The sequence below is a fragment of the Aquisphaera insulae genome (assembly GCF_011064615.1).
GTDB lineage: Bacteria > Planctomycetota > Planctomycetia > Isosphaerales > Isosphaeraceae > Aquisphaera > Aquisphaera insulae.
Window position 1 is genome coordinate 148,646 of the sequence record NZ_JAALJH010000004.1, and the last position, 19,480, is coordinate 168,125.

At 66.5% G+C, this 19,480-nt stretch carries 14 protein-coding genes; 8 read left to right on the forward strand and 6 right to left on the reverse strand.

All coding sequences use genetic code 11. From position 1 onward, the window contains the following. Nucleotides 1-36: 36 nt before the first annotated feature. Nucleotides 37-438: a transcriptional regulator gene (locus G6O54_RS04020; RefSeq protein WP_165220372.1), complete on the reverse strand. Its 402-nt coding sequence runs from the start codon at nucleotides 436-438 to the stop codon at nucleotides 37-39. Further along, on the reverse strand, nucleotides 428-1,039 hold the full coding sequence (locus G6O54_RS04025; RefSeq protein ID WP_165220375.1) for a hypothetical protein: 612 nt from the start codon (nucleotides 1,037-1,039) through the stop codon (nucleotides 428-430). The genes G6O54_RS04020 and G6O54_RS04025 overlap by 11 nt, the downstream gene beginning before the upstream one ends. A 255-nt stretch (nucleotides 1,040-1,294) precedes the next feature. On the opposite strand from G6O54_RS04025, the gene G6O54_RS04030 reads away from it, so the two are divergent. Genes G6O54_RS04030 through G6O54_RS04045 form a run of 4 tightly spaced genes read left to right on the forward strand, consistent with a single transcriptional unit; the run spans nucleotide 1,295 to nucleotide 5,734 of the window. Continuing rightward, nucleotides 1,295-2,719, forward strand: a complete 1,425-nt coding sequence (locus G6O54_RS04030; RefSeq protein WP_165220378.1) for a hemolysin family protein — start codon at nucleotides 1,295-1,297, stop codon at nucleotides 2,717-2,719. Nucleotides 2,720-2,778: 59 nt separating this feature from the next. Further along, nucleotides 2,779-3,561 carry a (Fe-S)-binding protein gene (locus G6O54_RS04035; RefSeq protein WP_165220381.1) on the forward strand — a complete coding sequence of 261 codons (783 nt, stop codon included), beginning with the start codon at nucleotides 2,779-2,781 and terminating at the stop codon, nucleotides 3,559-3,561. 44 nt (nucleotides 3,562-3,605) lie between these two features. After that, entirely contained in the window at nucleotides 3,606-5,084 is a 1,479-nt protein-coding gene (locus G6O54_RS04040) for a LutB/LldF family L-lactate oxidation iron-sulfur protein (RefSeq protein WP_369432124.1), read from the forward strand. Then, nucleotides 5,081-5,734, forward strand: a complete 654-nt coding sequence (locus G6O54_RS04045) for a LutC/YkgG family protein (RefSeq protein WP_165220384.1) — start codon at nucleotides 5,081-5,083, stop codon at nucleotides 5,732-5,734. Before G6O54_RS04040 ends, G6O54_RS04045 begins: the two co-directional genes overlap by 4 nt. Nucleotides 5,735-5,801: 67 nt before the next feature. Here the strand turns inward: G6O54_RS04045 and G6O54_RS04050 are convergent, their stop codons facing one another. Then, nucleotides 5,802-7,145: a citrate synthase gene (locus G6O54_RS04050; RefSeq protein WP_165220387.1), complete on the reverse strand. Its 1,344-nt coding sequence runs from the start codon at nucleotides 7,143-7,145 to the stop codon at nucleotides 5,802-5,804. Between the two features lie 1,980 nt (nucleotides 7,146-9,125). On the opposite strand from G6O54_RS04050, the gene G6O54_RS04055 reads away from it, so the two are divergent. Next, entirely contained in the window at nucleotides 9,126-9,818 is a 693-nt protein-coding gene (locus G6O54_RS04055; protein WP_165220390.1) for a sigma-70 family RNA polymerase sigma factor, read from the forward strand. Further along, on the forward strand, nucleotides 9,808-13,035 hold the full coding sequence (locus G6O54_RS04060) for a WD40 repeat domain-containing serine/threonine-protein kinase (protein ID WP_165220393.1): 3,228 nt from the start codon (nucleotides 9,808-9,810) through the stop codon (nucleotides 13,033-13,035). Before G6O54_RS04055 ends, G6O54_RS04060 begins: the two co-directional genes overlap by 11 nt. Before the next feature lie 112 nt (nucleotides 13,036-13,147). Here G6O54_RS04060 and G6O54_RS04065 read toward each other — a convergent pair whose 3' ends face one another. From G6O54_RS04065 to G6O54_RS04075, 3 genes are all read right to left on the reverse strand, one after another. After that, nucleotides 13,148-14,710 (reverse strand): Gfo/Idh/MocA family protein, encoded by a 1,563-nt coding sequence (locus G6O54_RS04065; protein WP_165220396.1) that lies wholly within the window; start codon nucleotides 14,708-14,710, stop codon nucleotides 13,148-13,150. 37 nt (nucleotides 14,711-14,747) lie between these two features. After that, nucleotides 14,748-15,794, reverse strand: coding sequence for a DoxX family protein (locus G6O54_RS04070; protein ID WP_205678667.1), 1,047 nt, complete (start codon nucleotides 15,792-15,794; stop codon nucleotides 14,748-14,750). A gap of 80 nt (nucleotides 15,795-15,874) precedes the next feature. Next, nucleotides 15,875-16,978 (reverse strand): FAD:protein FMN transferase, encoded by a 1,104-nt coding sequence (locus G6O54_RS04075; protein WP_165220399.1) that lies wholly within the window; start codon nucleotides 16,976-16,978, stop codon nucleotides 15,875-15,877. A gap of 141 nt (nucleotides 16,979-17,119) precedes the next feature. Here G6O54_RS04075 and G6O54_RS04080 point away from each other — a divergent pair, with 141 nt between their 5' ends. After that, on the forward strand, nucleotides 17,120-18,724 hold the full coding sequence (locus G6O54_RS04080; protein WP_165220402.1) for a hypothetical protein: 1,605 nt from the start codon (nucleotides 17,120-17,122) through the stop codon (nucleotides 18,722-18,724). Further along, nucleotides 18,721-19,449: a Uma2 family endonuclease gene (locus G6O54_RS04085; protein ID WP_165220405.1), complete on the forward strand. Its 729-nt coding sequence runs from the start codon at nucleotides 18,721-18,723 to the stop codon at nucleotides 19,447-19,449. The genes G6O54_RS04080 and G6O54_RS04085 overlap by 4 nt, the downstream gene beginning before the upstream one ends. Nucleotides 19,450-19,480: the final 31 nt, after the last annotated feature.

Consider the following 19,480-nt stretch of genomic DNA (forward strand, 5'->3'; position numbering starts at 1 on the left):
GAAGGCACCGGCCGCGGAGGGCCGGACGGTCACGGTCTAGATGGGCGACCAGCCCTCGGTCAGGCCGGAGCCGGTCGCGGGGCGGGCGGCGGCCTGGAGGGCATCCTGGACGACGGACTCGAGGACGCTGATGTACTCGAGGAACCGACGGCGGCCGTCGTCCGTGACGCGGCAGAGGGTCTGGGGGCGGTTCTTGTGGAATCCCTTCCAGATTTCCACGAAACCGGCCTCGTGGAGGACCCCCAGGTGGCGGCTGAGGTTGCCGTCGGTGAGGTGGCAGAATTCCTTGAGGTCGGAGAAGATCACGCCGCGAGGGTTGGTCACGAGCGAGGTCATGATGCCCAGCCTCGCCTTCTCGTGGAAGATCCGCTCGAGGCCCTCGTAGGCGAAGCGGCCGTTCTGCTCCTCGGCGGGCGGGGTGGTCGTCTTACGACGCATGATCGCGCTCCAGGGTTCGGTAGAGCACGGCGGCGGCGAGGAGCTGGCCGGCCCCGAAGGGGAAGCCCATCGCCCAGGGGCTGAGGGCAAGCTCGCCCCGGCAGAGTCCCAGGACGGCGAGCCCGCAGAGGAGGTAGAACGCGGCCACCCAGGCCGTGGGCCGCGGCAGGAGCCGGCAGGACGCGAAGATCCCCAGGCTGTACAGGACCTGCCAGAGCCCCGGCAGGATCCAGCCCGAATCCGGCGCCGTGCGGGCGATGACGATCGTCAGCAGTCCGCCAGCCACCAGGCAGGGGCAGAACTGCTCGATCGCCAGGCGGGTCAGCTCGCGAGTCATCGGCGAGCCCGCGTTCCTTGCCCTCACGATCATCTCGAAGGCGGCCGACGCGCCGCTGATCGCCGCGGCCCCGACCCAGAGCCAAAGATAGGCGGAAAGGTTCTGCGCCGGATCGGGCAGGGCCGCGGACTGGAGGAAACCCGCGCCGATGGCCACCAGGCCGGAGAAGGCCGCGGGCATCGCCCGGTATCCCCGGAAGACCTCCGTCCGGGCCATCTGGAGGCGGATTTCCGTGATCTGCGTGAGCGCCTCGCGCAACTCCATAGGGTTCCCCCCCGCATGCCTCCCGCCGATTCCATCACAGGGCCATTACTTTGCATCGTAAAGCCGAAGGACCGGGCCGTCAAGCCGGAAGCCCGCGATTGGTGACGACGGGAAACACGCGGCGGTGCAGGGTCGCGAGAGCCCGGCACGCCGAATGCGTGGCCGGTCCGGGAGTGCGAGCCCGCCTCCTTTCGATTAGGATGTTGCTTTCGGCCGGGGCTATCCACAAGGCGAGGAGGGGACGTCGGTCCCACGATGGACTACTCTCATTTCCTGATCATCGCCGGGCTGATCCTGATCAACGCGTACTTCGTCGCCGCGGAATTCGCGCTCGTCAAGGTCCGGACCAGCCAGATCGAGCAGCTCGTCGAGGAGGGGAGCTGGGCGGCCCGGATCACGAGCCGGGCGCTCGACAGGCTGGACCTGTACCTCTCGGCGTCGCAGATCGGGATCACGGTCGCGAGCCTGGCCCTGGGGCGGGCGATCGAGGGCTGGGTCGAGCCGGTCGTGAAGTCGATCTTCCACCGCGTCGGCGAACTGCCGGTCGTTGGCACGGTGTTGGGCCGAGCCGCCTGGCCATTCCAGGTCCTCCTCGGCTGGATGGGGATGGACCTGGAACACCTGATGCCGGGCCTCTCCGCGGGGATCGTCCCGGTGGCGGCGATCAGCCTGGTGACCTTCCTCCACATGGCCCTGGGCGAGCAGGCCCCCAAGACCCTGGCGATCCGGGTGCCGCTGGCCCTTGCCCTGATCACGGCCCCCCCGCTGGTCCTGCTGGCTCACCTCTTCTGGCCGGTCATCTGGCTGCTGAACACGGCGAGCAATCTGACGCTCCGGATCCTCGGCCTGGGCCGGGCGAGCTCCCACGAGCTGACGCACACGGAGGAGGAGCTCCGCCACATCCTCCTGGAGAGCACCGAGGGGGGGCACCTCTCGCGCCAGGAACGGATCATGATCGAGAACGTCCTCAACCTCGAGGAGAAGACCGCGAAGCGGGTCATGGTGCCTCGGACCGACATCGTCTACCTGAGCCTAGCCCGCCCGCTGGAGGAGAACCTGCGGCTGGCCCGCCAGGCTGGCCATACGCGGTTCCCGCTCTGCGAGGACGACCTGACCAGGGTGATCGGCATCATCCACGTCAAGGACGTCTTCCGCGCGGGGACGGCCCAGAACGGCCGGCTCGACCTCAAGCAGCTCGCCCGCAAGGTCCCTTTCCTCCCCGTCACCCTCCGGCTCGACCAGCTCCTCGTCGAGTTCCAGAAGAACCGCGTCCACCTCGCGATGCTGCTGGACGAGTATGGCAGCATGGTCGGGATGGTCACCCTGGAAAACGTGCTCGAGGAGCTGGTCGGGCCGATCCAGGACGAGTTCGACCGGGAGTCTCCGCCGGTCGTCGCGGGCGAGGACGGGACCTTCGAGGTGGAAGCCTCCTGCCCGCTGGACGTCCTGGCGGAGCAGGTCGGGATGACCCTGCCGGAGACCGACGTGGAGACCGCCGGGGGCCTGGTCCTGGACCTGCTGGGCCGGTTGGCCCGGGTCGGGGACGCCGTCGACGTCGAGGGCCACCGCCTGACGGTCACCCGGGCGGATCCGACCCGGATCCGGAAGATCCGCGTCGAGCCCATCGCCGCCAAGGGCGTCCAGGAGGCCGGCCGCGAATCCGAGCGCGTCGAGAGCTGAGGTCGAGGCGAGCCGCCGTCGGCCCGCCCGAATTGCCGGGGAGTGCGAGCGACAGACCCATGCGAGTTTCCCTCTTCATCGCCTGCTTCAACGACACCCTCTTCCCCGGCACCGGCCGCGCCGTGGTGAACGTCCTGGAACGACTCGGACACGAGGTCGATTTCCCGATGGCGCAGACCTGCTGCGGACAGATGCACTTCAACACCGGCTATCAGCGCGAGGCCATCCCGCTGGTCCGCCACTTCGTGCAGACCTTCGCCGACGCCGAGGCCGTGGTCTCGCCGTCGCCGTCGTGCGTCGGCATGGTCCACGAGATGTACCCCAAGGTCGCGGCCCTGGCCGGCGACGAGGGGCTTGCCCGCGAGGTCGACGCCCTGATCCCCCGGGTCCACGAGTTCACCACCTTCCTCACCGGGGTCCTGAAGGTCGAGGACGTGGGCGCCTACTTCCCGCATCGGGTGACGTTCCATCCGACCTGCCACTCGCAGCGGATGCTCCGGATCGGCGACGCCCCCCAGCGGCTGCTCCGGAATGTCCGCGGGATCGACTTCGTGGAGCTCGCCAATCAGGAGGAATGCTGCGGGTTCGGCGGCACCTTCGCGGTCAAGAACGCGGACACGTCGATCGCCATGCTCTCCGACAAGGTCCGCTGCGTCCTGGACACCGACGCCGAGTACTGCGTCGCGGCCGACAATTCCTGCCTGATGCACATCGGCGGCGCCCTCCACCGCGAGCGGACCGGCGTGCGGCCGCTCCACATCGCCGAGATCCTCCAGCACCACGAGGCCGAGCCCGCCGCGATCGGCACCGCCGCGACGGACGGAATGGGGGCCGCTCGATGAAGCCGAAGATCCCGACGACGACCGCCGAGCTGATGTCGCGGCACATGGACCCGCTCCCCACCGAGCCGGGCATCCCCTTCCAGGCCGCCGCCCGGCTCTCCCTGGAAGACGTGCAGCTCCGCCGCAACATGGGGAAGGCCACCACGACCATCCGCCGCAAGCGTGCCAAGGTCGTCGAGGAGCTGCCGGACTGGGAACACCTCCGCGAGGCCGGCCGCGCCATCAAGGACCGCACGCTTCGGCACCTGGACACGTACCTGCTCCAGCTCGAGGCGTCCGTCACCCGCGCCGGGGGCGTCGTCCACTGGGCGGCCGACGCGGCCGAGGCGAACGCGATCATCGGCGGCCTCGTCGCCCGGCACGGCGCCCGCGAGGTCGTGAAGATCAAGTCCCTCACGACCGACGAGATCGGCCTCAACGAGGCGCTCGAGAAGATCGGCGTCGAGGCCACGGAGACGGACCTCGCCGAGCTGATCATCCAGCTCGCCGGCGAGCGGTCCTCGCACATCCTCGTCCCGGCCATCCACAAGAATCGGTCCGAGATCCGGGCCCTGTTCCGCAAGCGGCTCGCCGGCACCGAGAACCTGACCGACGAGCCGAAGGACCTGGCCGCCGCCGCCCGCGCCCACCTCCGCCGCAAGTTCCTCACCGCCAAGGTCGCCGTCAGTGGCGCGAACTTCGGCGTGGCCGAGACCGGGACCATCTGCATCGTCGAGTCCGAGGGGAACGGCCGGATGTGCCTGACCCTCCCGAAGGTCCTGATCTCGGTGATGGGGATCGAGAAGACCATCCCCACCTGGCGCGACCTGGAGGTCTTCCTCCAGCTCCTGCCGAGGTCGAGCACGGCCGAGCGGATGAATCCCTATACCTCGTTCTGGACGGGAGTCTCGCCTGGGGACGGGCCGGAGGAATTCCACCTGATCCTCCTCGACAACGGCCGGACGAAGGTCCTCGCCGACGCGGCCGGCCGCCAGACCTTGCAGTGCATCCGCTGCTCGGCTTGCCTCAACATCTGCCCCGTCTACGAGCGGACCGGCGGCCACGCCTACACCTCGGTCTATCCCGGGCCGATCGGCGCCATCCTCACGCCCCAGCTCGTCGGGGTGGAGAACGCGAGCTCCCTGCCATTTGCTTCCTCGCTCTGCGGCGCCTGCTACGAGGTCTGCCCGGTGAAGATCAACATCCCCGAGGTCCTCCTCCACCTCCGCGGCGAGGTCGTCCGCCACAAGCAGGACAACCACCTGATGCCCTCGGGCGAGAGCATCGCCATGAAGTCGCTGGGCCGCGTCTTCGCCAGCCCCGGCCTCTTCGAGCGGGCCCAGCGGATGGGCCGGTTCGGCCAGCGGTTCATGCTCAAGGGGGGCGTCATCACGTCCCTCCCCGGCCAGCTCGGCGGCTGGACCACCGTCCGCGACGTCTTCCCCGTGGCCGATCAGACGTTCCGCGAATGGTGGCGGGCGAGGAAGAAGCCCGCAGCCCCCTCGTCCCCGAAGTCTGATTCGCCGAAAGGGGGCGATTCGTGAGCGACTCACGCATGCCGATGCTCGAACGCATACGAGCCGCCCTCAAGGACGTGCCCTCGTCGGAAACGCCCGAGGACGTGCCCATCGATCGCGACTACCGGACGAGCGATGACCTCTCCGCGGCCGATCGGCTGGAGCTGTTCATCGAACGGGTCCGCGACTACAAGGCCGTGGTCCATCGGGTGAAGTCGGCGGACCTCCCGGCGGCCATCGCCGGGGCCTGTTCCGCCCGCGGCATCAGGCGCCTGGTCGTCCCGGCCGACCTGCCCGACGGCTGGGCCCCGCCGGGCGTGACCCTGGTCCGCGAGCCTGGCCTGACGAACGACGATCTCGAGCAGAGCGATGGCGTCCTGACCGCCTCGGCCGTCGGCATCGCCCAGACCGGGACGATCGTCCTCGATTCCGGACCGGGCGAGGGCCGCCGCGCGATCTCGCTGATCCCGGATTACCACCTCTGCGTGATCCGAGAGGACCAGGTCGTGGGGCTCGTCCCTGAGGCCATCGCGCGGCTCCACGAATCGGCTTCCCGGCCGGGCCGGCCGATCACGTTCATCTCCGGCCCGTCGGCCACGTCGGACATCGAGCTCCACCGCGTCGAGGGCGTCCACGGGCCGAGGACGCTCGAGGTGCTGGTGGTCGGCGAAGGATGAGGGCATTCCCTGGAGGAGCCGGCTCCGGGTGGGCGCACGCTCGACGTCGCCCACCCGAGCCCCTCGGTCAGCACACCTTCGGCGCGGCGGTCCGCCGCTCGTCCACCGGGACGAACTCGCGACGGCGAGGGCCGGTGTAGATCTGGCGGGGGCGGCAGATCCGCCGCTGGGGGTCGTGGTAGAGCTCGTACCAGTGGGCGATCCAGCCGGGGATCCGGCCGATCGAGAACATCACCGTGAACATGCTCACGGGGATGCCGATCGCGCGGAGGATGATGCCCGAGTAGAAGTCGACGTTCGGGTAGAGCTTCCGCTGGAGGAAGTAATCATCCGTGAGCGCGATCTCGGCGAGCTCGTGGGCGATGTCCAGGAGCGGGTCGGGCTCGGACTTGGTGGCCAGCAGGTCGCGGGCGGTCTGCTCGAGGATCTTGGCCCGGGGGTCGAAGTTCTTGTAGACCCGGTGGCCGAAGCCCATCAGCCGGAACTTCTTCTGCTTGACCTTCTCGACGATGGTCTTCGGGCTCTCGCCCCCCTTGTGGATCTGCTCGAGCATCTCGATCACGGCCATGTTGGCGCCGCCGTGGAGCGGCCCCCAGAGGGCACAGACGCCCGCCGAGACCGAGGCGAACACGTTCGCCCGCGACGAGCCGACCATCCGCACGGTCGAGGTGCTGCAATTCTGCTCGTGGTCGGCGTGGAGGATCAGGAACCGGCTGAGCGCCTTCACCACCTGGGGCGTGGGCTCGTAGCGGCGGTGGGGCTTCGAGAACATCATGTGGAGGAAGTTGCGGCAATAGGAGAGCGACGGGTCCGGATACTCGACTCGCTGCCCCGACGTCATCTTGTACGCGAACGCGGCGATCGTGCAGACCTTGCTCATCAGGATGGCCGCGGCATGAAAGAGGCTCTGGTCGTCCATGTCGGGGTCGAGCAGCTCGGGATGATAGCATCCGCACGCGTTGATCATCGCCGACAGCATTGCCATCGGATGGCCGTGGGGCGGGAACCCCTCGAAGTGGTTCCGCATGTTCTCGTGCAGGAGCTGCTGGTCGGTCAGCTTCTCCCGGAACCGTGTCACCGTCTCCCCGGCCGGCAGCTCGCCGTACATGAGCAACAGCGCCGTCTCGACGAACGTGCTCTTCGCCGCCAGGTCCTCGATGTCATATCCGCGATAGCGGAGGATCCCCTTCTCGCCGTCGATGAAGGTGATCTTGCTCTCGCAGGCCCCCGTGTTGCTGTAGCCCGGGTCGAGCGTGATGAAGCCCGACTGGTCCCGCAATGCTTGGATGTCGATCGCCTGCTCGTCCTCGGTCCCGGTGATGATCGGCAGCTCGATCTCCTCGCCGGGTAGCTTCAACGTGGCCGTCTTCGAGGAGGTCGCGGGCTGCGAGGCGCTGGTGGATGTCGACATGGAGCAGGTCCAATCATCAGTCCGGACTCGGACCTCGTCCACGTTCTCCCGGTGATCGACCGGCCTGTATGTGGCCCGCCCGATCGAGGACGCGGTCCATTACGAATGGATGGCTCCGTGGCGACCCGACGGAGCGGGGGCAACCCATGGATTGCGACTCTCGATCCCGGCGCACCGTGACGGCCGACGTCAGGTCGCGACACAACCCATCCCCATGATCGCAGGTTTCGTGCCCGGATCCATGGGCGGCTTCGACGACGGGAGTTGAGGAGGCGGAATGAAAGCCACCAGGGGCCAAGAGACCGGCGGCTCTTGCCGTTGGTTGCGTTGAGGAAAGGACTTGCGACTCAGAAGGGGGCAATGAAGGATTCGGAAGATCGAGGGAAGTCGAGAGACGGAGAGGCGCATGGCCGGTCTCTGCGTCGATCGCGACCGGCCAAGGCCTTCGGTCCAACACGATTGATCGTCGTGATCCCGGGCAATCGTGATGGAAATCTGAGCACGGCGGGGATTGGATCCCTGAAACGCATACAAGTCAGGATCACTGAGACACTCGCACACCATGTCGAGCCACCAGGAGGGCTCCGACGAAGCCTGACCCAATCGCCAGGGTGAATATCGATACCGGCTCCGGGATGGCCGCGGGATTGAGGGGCAGCTCGATAATCCCGCGATAGGGGCCGTCGAGAGTATCCGTGTTCGAAATATCGTTCCACGTACGCCCTCGATGAGTCACCCTCAAGGATAACTTACCGCGTGGTCCGATTTCCGGGGGCCATTACAAGAGCCTGAACTTGCGGACGATAACCAAGCCAGCCAACCCAACGCTAGCGGAAGAGAATAGGAGCAGACCCGACGGCTCTGGCACAGCATAAGAAATGAGTCTGATCTCTCCATTACCACCCTGCGAGCCATTGGCGGCCCCAAAGCTCCCGGAACCACCGGAGCCAGGCGAAACGTCAAGTAGACCTCCCTTGTTAAGAAACCCTCCGTTACCTGTGGCGATGAGAATTCTGCCACCCCCTCCGCCCCCACCTCCGGCTGTAAAGGGGGCCTTGATCGAGCCTCCGTCACCTCCTCTGGCGAGCAATTGAGCTGACGGTCCATCCAGGCTCACTGAGTTTCCGTGAATGAGAATTCCCCCACCGCTTCCTCCTCCTCCGCTAACCGAGATGTAGTCCGCAGTTCCCCCGGCACCACTGGCCGATATCTGAGACTTGATTACGATGTTCCCGTTCGCTCCGATTTCGATGGCACCGCCACCACCACCGCCGTATATGCTCGCGCTGTTGTTGCCATTCGCGCCGCCACTCCCTCCTTGAAGCAACGTAGCCAGGTCTCCGTATGCTTTGCCACCGGTAGCATTCGGGGAGTTGCCGCCAGCCCCACCGAAGCCCCCTCCGCCGCCCGGCGCACTTCCACCTCCAGGGCCGCTGCCAGGTTGGTTGATACTCCCTTGGCCAGCCCCAAGGTATCCTCCGGCGCCAGCGAACGACCCTTGGGCGTCGAGATTTAGGTTGCTCGCGATGAGAATGTTGCTTCGAGACAATAGTGCGAGCGGAACGGCGTTATTCCCCGAATTGTGGCCAGATATCGCAACCGTTATGTCCGCAGTAATGTTAATCGAGTCAAAAGTGAAGACCGCGACGCCGTTCGAAAACACGCCCGAAATAAACCCTCCGCCCGAGAGGTTGAGTCGTGGAGCTCCGAGGAATGTATTCGTGTCGAAGGAGTAGGCCCCTGGAGCGGAAGGGAAGGCCCCCAACGACGCGAACGAGTTTGGGTCGAGGAATCCGGCTTGGGCATCCGCCTGGCAATACACACCAACGACTGCCAGGAAGCAACTGAAAGAGCATCGCCTGAGCATTGGGAAGCATCTCCACATCTAAAGCCCCTGGAACTCGAGTCCTGACTTGAGCTTGGTCATCGAACTTGGGAATCCTCAAAGTTGAGCCGACACCTCTGAGGCGGATTTTTGGCTTGAACCGAACGGTCTCGTTTCACGATAATCGGGACCAACGATTGCTGATCAACCGGCGAAATCCACATCATCAAAGTCCGCATCGTCGCGACCCCACTGGCACGGTGAGGTTCATGGCCCATAATTCAGAGTCGCTGATTCGGGCATCCCATGATTCGATCACCGACCACTTGCTCGAAAGCTATCGCCCCTACCTGCTCATGATCGCAGGACGCGAGCTCGATCCCGTCCTGAAAGGCAAGTGCGGGCCTTCTGACGTGGTGCAGGAGACACTTATCGAAGCCCATTACGGAAGGACGGCATTACGCGGTGGCTCGTCCGAGGAGGTGAAACGGTGGCTCCGCGGTATCCTTCACAACAACCTCCGCGACCTTGGGCGACGATTCCGGCAGCAGAAGCGACAGGCCGGAAGAGAAGTCCCGATCGGCCCGGAGCATGCGGCCGGGATCGCCGACGACGAATTGACGCCGAGCACTCGCGCGAGTCGGAATGAAGAGGTCCTGGCGCTGGTCGCGGCGATGGAACGGCTGCCGGAGGCGGACCGCAGGGTGATTGAACTTCGCAATCACGAGCACCTGCCGTTCGCCGACATCGGCAAGATCCTCGGCAAGTCTGCGGATGCGGCGCGGATGCACTGGTTCCGGGCTATCGATCGGCTGTCTCGAGACATGGCGCGGAACCATGGCGATTGACGAGCCTGGCGATGAATCGCGGACGGAGGACGAAGAGCTGGCGGCGATGCTCGCCGCCTATGACGCGCGGCCTCGACCGCCCGATGAACAGACGGCCGCAGAGCCGCCGACCCAACTCGACCCGTCCGATTTCGCGCGATTGACCCGGGCGGTCGAATGCGTCGACCTGCTGCACCGGATCTGGCCTGAGCCGAGCCAGGGTGAACCCTCGGCTCGAACCTTCGGAAAGTTCGAGATCATCCGCGAACTGGGCCGAGGCGGTCACGGTGTCGTCTTCCTGGCGCGCGACACGACCCTGAATCGCAAGGTGGCGCTCAAGGTGCCTCGCCCGGAACTCCTGGAGGATCCTCAACTTCGTCGGCGATTCCTCAGGGAAGCCCAGGCCGCGGGGATGCTCGACCATCCGGGGATCGTCCCGGTCCACGAACTTGGCGAGATCGGCCCGGTCTGCTTCATCGCATCGGCCTTCTGTCGAGGGTTGACTCTTGCGGACTGGCTCGCCACGCGGGATGGCCCCCCACTGTCCGCCCGATGGGTGGCCGGCCTCGTACTCATGGTGGCGGAGGCCGTCGCCCACGCCCACTCGCGAGGCGTCGTTCATCGGGACCTCAAGCCCCGGAACATCCTGCTCGAGCCGGTCGCAACCTCGGAGTTCGAAGGCGACGGGCCGAGCTTTCGCCCCAGGGTCACGGACTTCGGACTCGCCAAGCTCCTGGAGGCCGGAGCCGAGATCACCCAGACGGGAGCCGTCCTGGGAACGCCACGATACATGGCGCCGGAGCAGGCATCGGGAGATCATGAGCGCGTCGGACCTTCGACGGACGTGTATGCCCTCGGGATGATCCTGGGCGAGTTGCTCAGTCGGGCCAGCGGAGCGAGGGAGGGGAAAGCCGGATCCGATGCGGGCGAACGCATGCTCGCCGCCCCTCCATCCCTGAGGAGGATCCTCAGGGGCGCCACCGGGCGTCGACCCGAGGACCGGTATCCCGACGCGGCCGCGCTGGCCGCGGACCTCCGCCGATTCCTGGACGGAGAGCCCATCCGGACTCCTCGACGGCTCGTAGGGCGAATATGGTTGGGCGCGGCGGGTCTGTTCGCTCTCGCCGTCGTCCTGGCTTTCCGGGTTTCGACGAGGCGGGAGGCCGCGGAGGGACCGGCCCCCACGACACTCCCCGCGAAACCGGAATCCCCGGATATCGTCGCTCGGACGAATCATTATGTGAGCGTCCTCAACGCCGTGGAGGCCTTCCTACCTATAAGGCTCGATGATTCCTCGAACATTCAGAAGGCCCGGCAGCTCGTTAAGGAGCAAGAGCCGCGGACCGGCGAGCCCGACCTTAGATCGCTGGACTGGTTCCACTCCCGTCGCCGTCTGCACGACGAGCGAGCCACGCTGGCCGGACACCGCGGGCCCGTCTACAAGGTCGCTTACTCGCCCGACGGGTCGATCCTGGCCTCCGCCGGTGAGGACGGTGTGCGGCTCTGGGACACAGCGACCGCAACGCTGCGGAGGACAATCACGGGCCACGAAAGCGACGTAAACTGGGTGGCTTTCTCTCCGGACGGCCTGCAACTCGCAACGGCCAGCGACGATGGTTCCGTCGCGCTCTGGCGGTGTTCGGACGGTGCGAACCTGCTCGGACGGCTGCCCCATCCCGCCAAGGCGGTGGCCGTGATTTTCTCAACCGACGGGCAACGATTGATTTCCGGAGATCGCGACGGTTGGGTCGTTGTCCGAGAGTGCGTCGGCGGGGGAGAAGTCGCTCGCTGGCGTGTCTACGAGGGAGGGGTAGAGGGCATGGCCGCACTGTCGGACGGAGAGTCCGTGGCGATCGCAACCTCGCGCTGGTTATTGCGACTCAACGTGACGACGGGAGAGGTTTTTCCGCTCCTTCACGCGGAGAAAGAAACGGCCTTCCGCAACGTCTCGCGGTCGCGGAACGGCGACATACTGGCGACATCAGGCGGAGCGGGTCGCGGGGTGCGCATCTTGCGGATTCAGACTCCGGGTGCTCCTCTCTATGCCTATTCCCACGACGTCGAATCGACCGCATTCTCGCCCGACGGGACGCTCCTGGCGTCAGCCGGGACCCTATCCGCCATCGGCCTTCACGACGTCGGAAAGGGAAGCGTTAGGGGTTTCCTGCTCGGCCATGACGGGCGCGTCTGGGATGTCGCCTTTTCTCCCGACGGCCACACTCTGGCCTCAGCGGGTAACGATTCCACGGTGAAGGTCTGGGAGATTCCTCCGCGAACCGGGATCCTACCATTCTCCGAAGGGATGCCGCAGATCGCCGCGATGGCCTTCTCCGCCCACAGCCGATCGGTTGTCACCCTGAGCATCGACGGTTACGTCCGTACATGGGATCGTGGGACCGGGGAAATGCAGCTCGAGCTGGCTATGATCCCGCCGGGAGAATCTCCGATCGGGCAAACGCTCTCGCCCGGTGCGGTCCGGATCGCCTGGAGTCGGGCCGACGGGACCATCGTCGTCAAGGGTGTCGATGGGGCCGACCTAACCACATTCGAGGCCAACGCCGACCCGACCGTCCCCTGCCTCCAGTTTTCCAGTGACGGTTCGCGACTTGCCTTCGCTACGATGGATGGGCATGCGGCATGGCTCGCCTTGGACCAGCACGATCCTCGCGTGTTGCGACTTGAGCCCGCCTTGACGTCCATCAGCAGACTCGCTTTTACACCGGATCGTTCGAAGCTCGCGGCCGCAGGCGGCGGGGGCACAATCCTGCTCTGGAACCTTCCGGACGGGACCCTTCTTCGGAGAACGGCATCGGGTCATGCTGGCCCGCTCAGCGTGTTGACGTTCGCCCCTCACGTCGGCCCCGCGTTTTCGAGCGGAGTTGATGGCAAACTGGTGCTCCATGACGGAACAACGGCCGAGCCCATCAAGATTATCCGGGATCGAGATAGCTGCTTCGAAACTGTGGAGATCTCGGCTGACGGTCGCTGCGCCATATGGCCCTCGGCGGTCGATCATCCGCTCGAGACATTCAACATCGCGACACTGCGCACTTCCATTCACATGAAATGGTTTCATGATCGCGGAACGACGATCCCCCGCTCCCAGGCCGACGGCCACATGATATGCATAGCCCCGGATGATTCCGCCGTGGCCGGTTGCATGACGGACTTCGGGCAGAAGCGCAGCTGGGGAACCATCTGGCTCGCGCCGAGGGATTCGGAAGACGTCCGCGAGTGAGAGGCGGCATTCGCCTGCGCGGTCGCCGTGCGGAGCCGGCATCCACAAAACGAGAACGGGGCGAGACGCGAACGCCTCGCCCCGTCGATTGGGCTGGGATCAGGGGCTGCGATTAGCTCGTCTTGGCCGCGATCGCCGGCGCGCCTTCGGGCGTCTTGTCGGACTTGAAGTCGAACCAGGCGGGGTCGAACTCGATCCGGCGGTTCTGCTTCATGGCGAGGTTGGTGGTCAGGGCGATGACGGCGTCGGCCAGGGCCACCTCGCCGCGGCAGCGGGGCTGGTGGTCCTTGTCGTCGTGGTAGTTCGACGCGTTGCCGTTGCGGACGCAGTAGGCGAAGTGCTCGAGCTCCTCGCGATAGCCGCGGGAGGGGTCGGCCGTGGCCAGGCCGCCGATCGCGGTGGCCGCGCTCGGGCCGGCCAGGCTCGGGCTGGTCTCGAGCGCGGGCTTCTTGCCGACGGTCTCCATCGTGATGCTCGTCTGCCGCGAGAGCGTGGCGTTGCCCGCCTCCTTGTAGAGCAGGATCTCCTTCTCCTGCGAGACGATCATCGTCCCGCGAGAGCCCATCACCATCTCGCCATAGCCGTCGAACGAGTTGGTGTTGATCGACGAATACGTGACGACCACGCGGTCCTTGTCGTCCTGGCCGTAGGGGAACTCATACGTCGTGAAGACGTGGTCGTCCACCTCGCGTCCGTCCTTGTAGAAGATCGTCCCGCCCACGCCCGTGACCGCGAGCGGGTGCTTCTTGCCCAGGAAGATCGAGCAGGCGTCGAGCTGGTGACTGCCGAGCTCCGCCATCAGCCCCGCACCCGTCCGGTTGTAGAGCCGCCACCGGATCAGCTCCTCGAGGCTCTTGTAACCGAACTTGGCGTAGTCGACATTCTTGTCGGAGTCGGGGATGGCCTTCTTCCAGCTATCTCGATACACGATGTTTCCCTTGTCGTCCTTCACCCATTCGGGGAGGCCGGTCTTGGGGTCGTAGATCGTGTTGTTGTCCTTGTCCTTGGCCACCATCGGCTGCGCGTTGTTGCGGTGCCAGAGGGCGCGGATGTGGCGGACGTCGCCGAGGACCCCGTTCTGGAGCAGGAAGTTGGCGTTGTCGTAGAGCGCCGAGTAGTGCCGCTGGTGGCCGACGGCCAGGAGCCTGTTGGTCTGGCGAGCGACGCGGCACATCTCCTTGCACTCGGCCACGGAGTGGGCCATCAGCTTCTCGGTGAAGACGTGCTTGCCGGCCTTCATCGCCTCGATGGCCACCGGGGCGTGGAGCCAGAGGGGCAGGGCGATGACGACGACCTCGACGTCCGGATCTTCGAGCATCTCCTTCTTGGAGGGATACTGCTTCAGCTTCTTGACGTCCTCCGGCGAGTACTGCTTGTGGTCGGTGAACTCCTTCTTCGCCCGCTCCTGCTGGGACGGGCGGATGTCGCAGAAGCCGATGAAGTTCAGGTAGTCGCGGTTGTGGAACCGGATCATGGCCTGGCAACCCTCGTCGCCGGTGCCGATGATGGCCGCCTTGACGGGGGGCTTGTCGCCCAGCCCCTTGTAGCCGAAATAGAAGCCGCCCATCGTGGTGGCGGCGCCGGCGGCGGCCAGGAAGTCGCGGCGGGTCATGCCGAGGGCCCGATCCGCGTTCTCTCGTCCGAGGATCCGCTGCTCCGGGGTCAGGTTCGTCATCGCTCGCTCCATGGGGGATCTTGGATCGGGGATCGGGTCAGGACCGGGCCACGGCGGCCGACTTGAAATGGCGGACGTCGCCGTCGCCGTCGTCCTCGTTCACCAGGCCATATTTCTCGACGAGGCGGCGCTCATAACGGGCCCAGCGGCGGCGGCGAAGGCCGCCGAAGACCAGGGCGTCGAGGCCGAACCAGTGGCCGCTGGCGGTGGTGGCGACCACCAGGCAGGCGATCAGCTCGACCAGGTTCTTGTTGACGATCCAGTAGTGACCTTCGGCTTTGGGATTGGGGGGAGAGTTCGCCAGAGGCGGCATGCTCAGGTAGATCATCGCCAGGAAGGCCGCGGCGCAGACCGCCGCGAACGGCGTCAGAAAGCCGAGGATCAGGCAGACCCCCATGGCGCAAAGGCCGTAGGTCGTCAGCTTGTTGGCGACGTCGAGGAACGTCCAGGCTGGCACGAAGTCGCCGGCCGCCTTCACCTGCTCGGGCGTGGCGAGGGCGGTCACGGCGGCCGCCAGGGTCTCACCCTGCGCGACGATCGGGGCGGTCAGCGTCCGGCGGTCCGTCTCCAGGCTCCGGCGCGAGTCCCAGGCCCGCTCCAGGTCGTACGAGAGCGATTCCGGGTTCCGCTCGACCTCCTCCGTCCGCTTCAGCTCGTGGAGGTATTTTTCGCGGGCCTCGCGGTTGTCGTAGCCGTTGAACCAGACGTCGATCCATTCGTGGCTCTTGTCGAGCAGTTGCTTCGCCTTCGCCTGATCGTCGGCGTCCAGGTTGTAGTGCTTCACCAGGGCCGAGACGCGATCGGCCCAGGCCTCTTTCAGAGCCGTCGGATCGAGGAGGGCGAGGCCGTCCGCATCGGGCAGCATCTTGCGGAACTCGGGAGCGAGCGGCCCGGCCGCGTTCCGCAGGTAGATCTCCGCGGAGAACGGCTTCTTGGCCAGGCGGACGGACTCCGCCTTGTCCAGCCCCTCCACCAGGAAGTGCCAGCCGATCGCGACGCGCAGGAGGACGAGGAAGAAGGCGGCGAGGAAGCCCGGATAATGGCGATTGGAGAGGAGCCAGGGGGGGATGGTATAGGTGGGCATGAAGTCGGTCCTGAGGTTGCGTTGCAGGGCATGGCGGGGGGCGGGTCAGCGGCCGGGACGCAACCCTTCCGCCCTGGCCTTCATGAAGTCGTCATCAAGTCTACCGCAGCGGGGTCGATGAGGAAATCCTCCGGCCTCAGGCCGGCCGTCAGGATCCGGGGTCGATCTTCGCGGGCCTCCTCCAGGACGAAGATCGCGGCCACGTCCGGCCGGGTCGCGACGTATTCCCGCGCCCCGTCCGGGCCGAGCAAGTAGAAAGCCGTGGAGAGGGCGTCGGCCTCGGCCGCGGTCGGGGCCAGCACGGTGACGCTGGCCGGCCCCATCGCCGGCCGGCCGGTCCGCGGGTCGAGGATGTGCCCGAACACCTGGCCGTCGGCGACGAAGCTCTGGAAGGCCCCGCCGGACGTCCCGAGCCCGCGATTGCGGAGGCGGATGACGCCGAGCGGACGCTCCGGGTCTCGCGGATTGCGGAGCGCGACCTCCCAGCGGGCCCCGAACCGCCCCGGGGGCGAGCCGAGCGCGAAGAGGCTGGACTGGCCGCCGTGGACCATCGCGGAGGTGGGAAGCCAGTGGTCGCGGATCAGGGCCACGGCGCGGTCGATCGCGTAACCCTTGCCGATGCTCCCGAGGTTGATGCAGATCCCCGGGCGATCGAAGGCGACCGTGGACGCGGCCGGATCGAGCCTCAGGTGATGCCAGCCGGTCCGCGCCCGGGCGTGTTCCAGCGACACCGGATCGGGGACTCGCTTCGGCCCCCGGGTGAATCCCCAGGCCTCGGAGAGGGCACCGGCGGTCACGTCGTACGCTCCGCCGGTCAACCGGCCCAGGTTCACGGCCTGCTCGAGCAGCCGGAACAGCGCGGGCTCGACCGGGACGGGGCCGAGGTGGGCCGTCGCGTTCAGCCGGCTGACCTCGGAATCCTCGCGATAGACCGTCAATTGGGCCTCGAGCTCGTCCACGAGGTCGAGGGCCCTGGTCGCCAGGTCGACGGCGCCGGGGAGCCTCGCCCCCAGGCGGACCTCGAAGTACGACCCCATGGCCGGGCGATGCACGCGGACGAGGTCCGCCGCGCCGGGGGATTCCTCGGCCTGTTCCTCGTTGCGGGGCGCGGACGGGCCCGGTTCGGCCGGCGATCGCAGGCGGAAGAGGTTGCGACGGTTCACGCCGGGGCGGGGGCCGTTCACGATGACCTCGAGGATGGTGGCGAGGCAGGGGGGACGTCACGAGTCCGGCGGGGAGGCCAGTGCAGTATATCTCACTCCCGGCGCCGTGAACTAGGCTTCCCTGGGGAGGCCCCGTCCCGGACTCACGAAAGGAGCGCCCGCGTGGTTCGCGCCCGCCGTTTCCTGCCCGGCCCGTCCGAGGTCGTCTTCGGGCTGGTCCTGCTCGTCATCCTGGTCCGCGGCCGGATCGCCCTGTTCAACGATCCGGGGACCCTGTGGCATTACCGGCTGGGCATGGACATCCTCGCGGCAGGCGCCTTGCCGCGGTGCGACACGCTCACGTTCACGCGCCAGGGCGCCCCATGGGTGGACCAGTCGTGGGCCTTCGACGTGGGCCTCGCCCTGGTCGTCGCCCGCTGGGGCTGGCCGGCCGCCGTCGCCCTCTCGGCGCTGCTCCTGGCGGGGATCTACGCGGCGCTCGCGAAGTTCCTGATTCGCGACGGCAGCTCGCCCGTGATCGCCGTCTACGTGGCGCTCGGTGCGATGACCATCGGCTGCATCCACTTCCTGATTCGTCCTCACCTGTTCACCTTCGCGTTCGTGCTGGCCACGGTCCGGATCTGCCAGGTACAGCATGAGAGGGGGGGATGGATCGTCGCCTGGGTGCCCCTGCTGACGGCACTGCTGGCGAACATCCACGGCGGCTTCCTGGCGCTGCCGGGGATCGTCGGGACGGCGACCCTGGCCCACGCGGTGGCCGGGCCCTGGGACCGGGAACGCGGGATGAACGTGGCGAAGTTCGCCCTCGTATTTGCGGCGTGTCTCGCGGCGGCGCTGCTCAATCCCTATGGGATGAACCTGTATCGCCACGTGGCCAGGTTGCTGGTGACCAGCGAGGTCACGTCGCTCATCCAGGAGTACATGCCGGTCCCCTTCGGCCAGCCGAACGTGCAGGCGATGGAGCTGGCGGTGATCTCGCTGATTGCGTTGCCGATGCTCGTCTCCCGCCGGGTGGACCGCTATCAGCTCGTTCACGTCCTGGTCTGGCTGCACCTAGCGTTAACCTCGGTCCGGAACGTCCCCCTGTTCGCAATCGTCGCCGCCTTTCCGCTCGCCACCATGCTCGACGCGCTGCCGGTCAAGTTCGCCGACTACTGGCGGCCGGCGCCGTCGAGGATCTCGTGGATCCCCGCGCTCGTCCTCCTGGTCCTCGTCCTGGTCGCCGCCGGCGTCCCGCTGGGGACGTTCGACAACGGCATCTGGCCCGTCGCCGCGCTCCCGAAGCTCGACGCCCAGCCCCTGAATGCCAGGCTCTTCCACGAGCTCGAATGGGGGGGACTCATCGAGTCCGAGACGACTCCTCGGCGGCTGACGTACATCGACGACCGCTTCGAGCTGTACGGCAAGCCCGCCATCGTGGAGTACTCCGATGCGCTCTACGGCGGACCGGCGTGGGACACCATCCGCGATCGCGAGCGAATCACCGCGGTCTGGATCAAGCCCGATCGCGGACTCGCGGAACGACTACGTGGCGATCCGGCCTGGAGGGAAGTGTACCGGGACGACAGGTCCGTCCTGTTCGCGATCCATCCCGATCGGCGGGATGTGGCAATCCGGAGGGGCGCTGAACGTCCACCCCGCACCAGGACCGAACCGGGGGATCCCGGGAAGTCACGTTCCGCCCTGGTCGGAGAAGAAGTATACAATGATGACGTGGGCGATCGCGTTCGTTTCACGGCCGGCACCTCCGGGGAACACGTCCGATGAGTCCTTCGATTCCTCCGCTCTCGCCGACCTGGATCAAGTACCCGGATTCGGACGGTAAGCCCATGGCGGACAATACGATCCAGTACGAGTGGATCGTCACCATCAAGGGAAATCTCGACGAGCTCGACCTGGATGGGCAGGACGTCTTCGTCGCCGGGGACCTGTTCTGGTATCCCGTGGAAGGGGACCCCAACACGCGTGCAGCCCCGGATGTCATGGTCGCCATCGGCCGGCCGAAAGGGCACCGGTATTCCTACCTTCAATGGGACGAAGGTGGGATCCCGCCCCAGGTGGTCTTCGAGATCCTCTCACCGGGAAATCGCGCAGGCGAGATGACGCGCAAGCGGCGATTCTACGAACGGTTCGGCGTTGAGGAGTACTACGTCTACGACCCCGCGCGGGACAGGCTCGAGGTATGGATTCGAGAGGGCGATCGACTCGCGGAGCAGTCCGCGGAAACGGGGTGGGTGAGCCCGCGTCTGGGCATCCGATTCGACACGCAGGCTTCCCCACTGATCATCCGCAGGCCGAACGGCACTCCGTTCGAGTCATTCCATGAATCGCAGGCGGGAAAGGAAGAAGCGATTCGCGAACGCGACGCCATCGCCGAGCAACGCGACGCCATCGCCGAGCAACGCGACGCCGCGATCGAACTGGCCAGGGACGAGGCCGAGAAACGGCGACGCCTCGAGGCAAGATTGAGGGAACTGGGGATCGAGCCGTAACCTCCGCGACTCAACCCCCACCCTTTTTCGC

Coding starts and splice junctions, on each gene's coding strand:
- G6O54_RS04020 (WP_165220372.1), bottom strand. CDS start 438: ATGCGTCGTAAGACGACCACCCCGCCCGCCGAGGAGCAGAACGGCCGC.
- G6O54_RS04025 (WP_165220375.1), bottom strand. CDS start 1,039: ATGGAGTTGCGCGAGGCGCTCACGCAGATCACGGAAATCCGCCTCCAG.
- G6O54_RS04030 (WP_165220378.1), top strand. CDS start 1,295: ATGGACTACTCTCATTTCCTGATCATCGCCGGGCTGATCCTGATCAAC.
- G6O54_RS04035 (WP_165220381.1), top strand. CDS start 2,779: ATGCGAGTTTCCCTCTTCATCGCCTGCTTCAACGACACCCTCTTCCCC.
- G6O54_RS04040 (WP_369432124.1), top strand. CDS start 3,606: ATGGACCCGCTCCCCACCGAGCCGGGCATCCCCTTCCAGGCCGCCGCC.
- G6O54_RS04050 (WP_165220387.1), bottom strand. CDS start 7,145: ATGTCGACATCCACCAGCGCCTCGCAGCCCGCGACCTCCTCGAAGACG.
- G6O54_RS04060 (WP_165220393.1), top strand. CDS start 9,808: ATGGCGATTGACGAGCCTGGCGATGAATCGCGGACGGAGGACGAAGAG.
- G6O54_RS04065 (WP_165220396.1), bottom strand. CDS start 14,710: ATGACGAACCTGACCCCGGAGCAGCGGATCCTCGGACGAGAGAACGCG.
- G6O54_RS04070 (WP_205678667.1), bottom strand. CDS start 15,794: ATGCCCACCTATACCATCCCCCCCTGGCTCCTCTCCAATCGCCATTAT.
- G6O54_RS04085 (WP_165220405.1), top strand. CDS start 18,721: ATGAGTCCTTCGATTCCTCCGCTCTCGCCGACCTGGATCAAGTACCCG.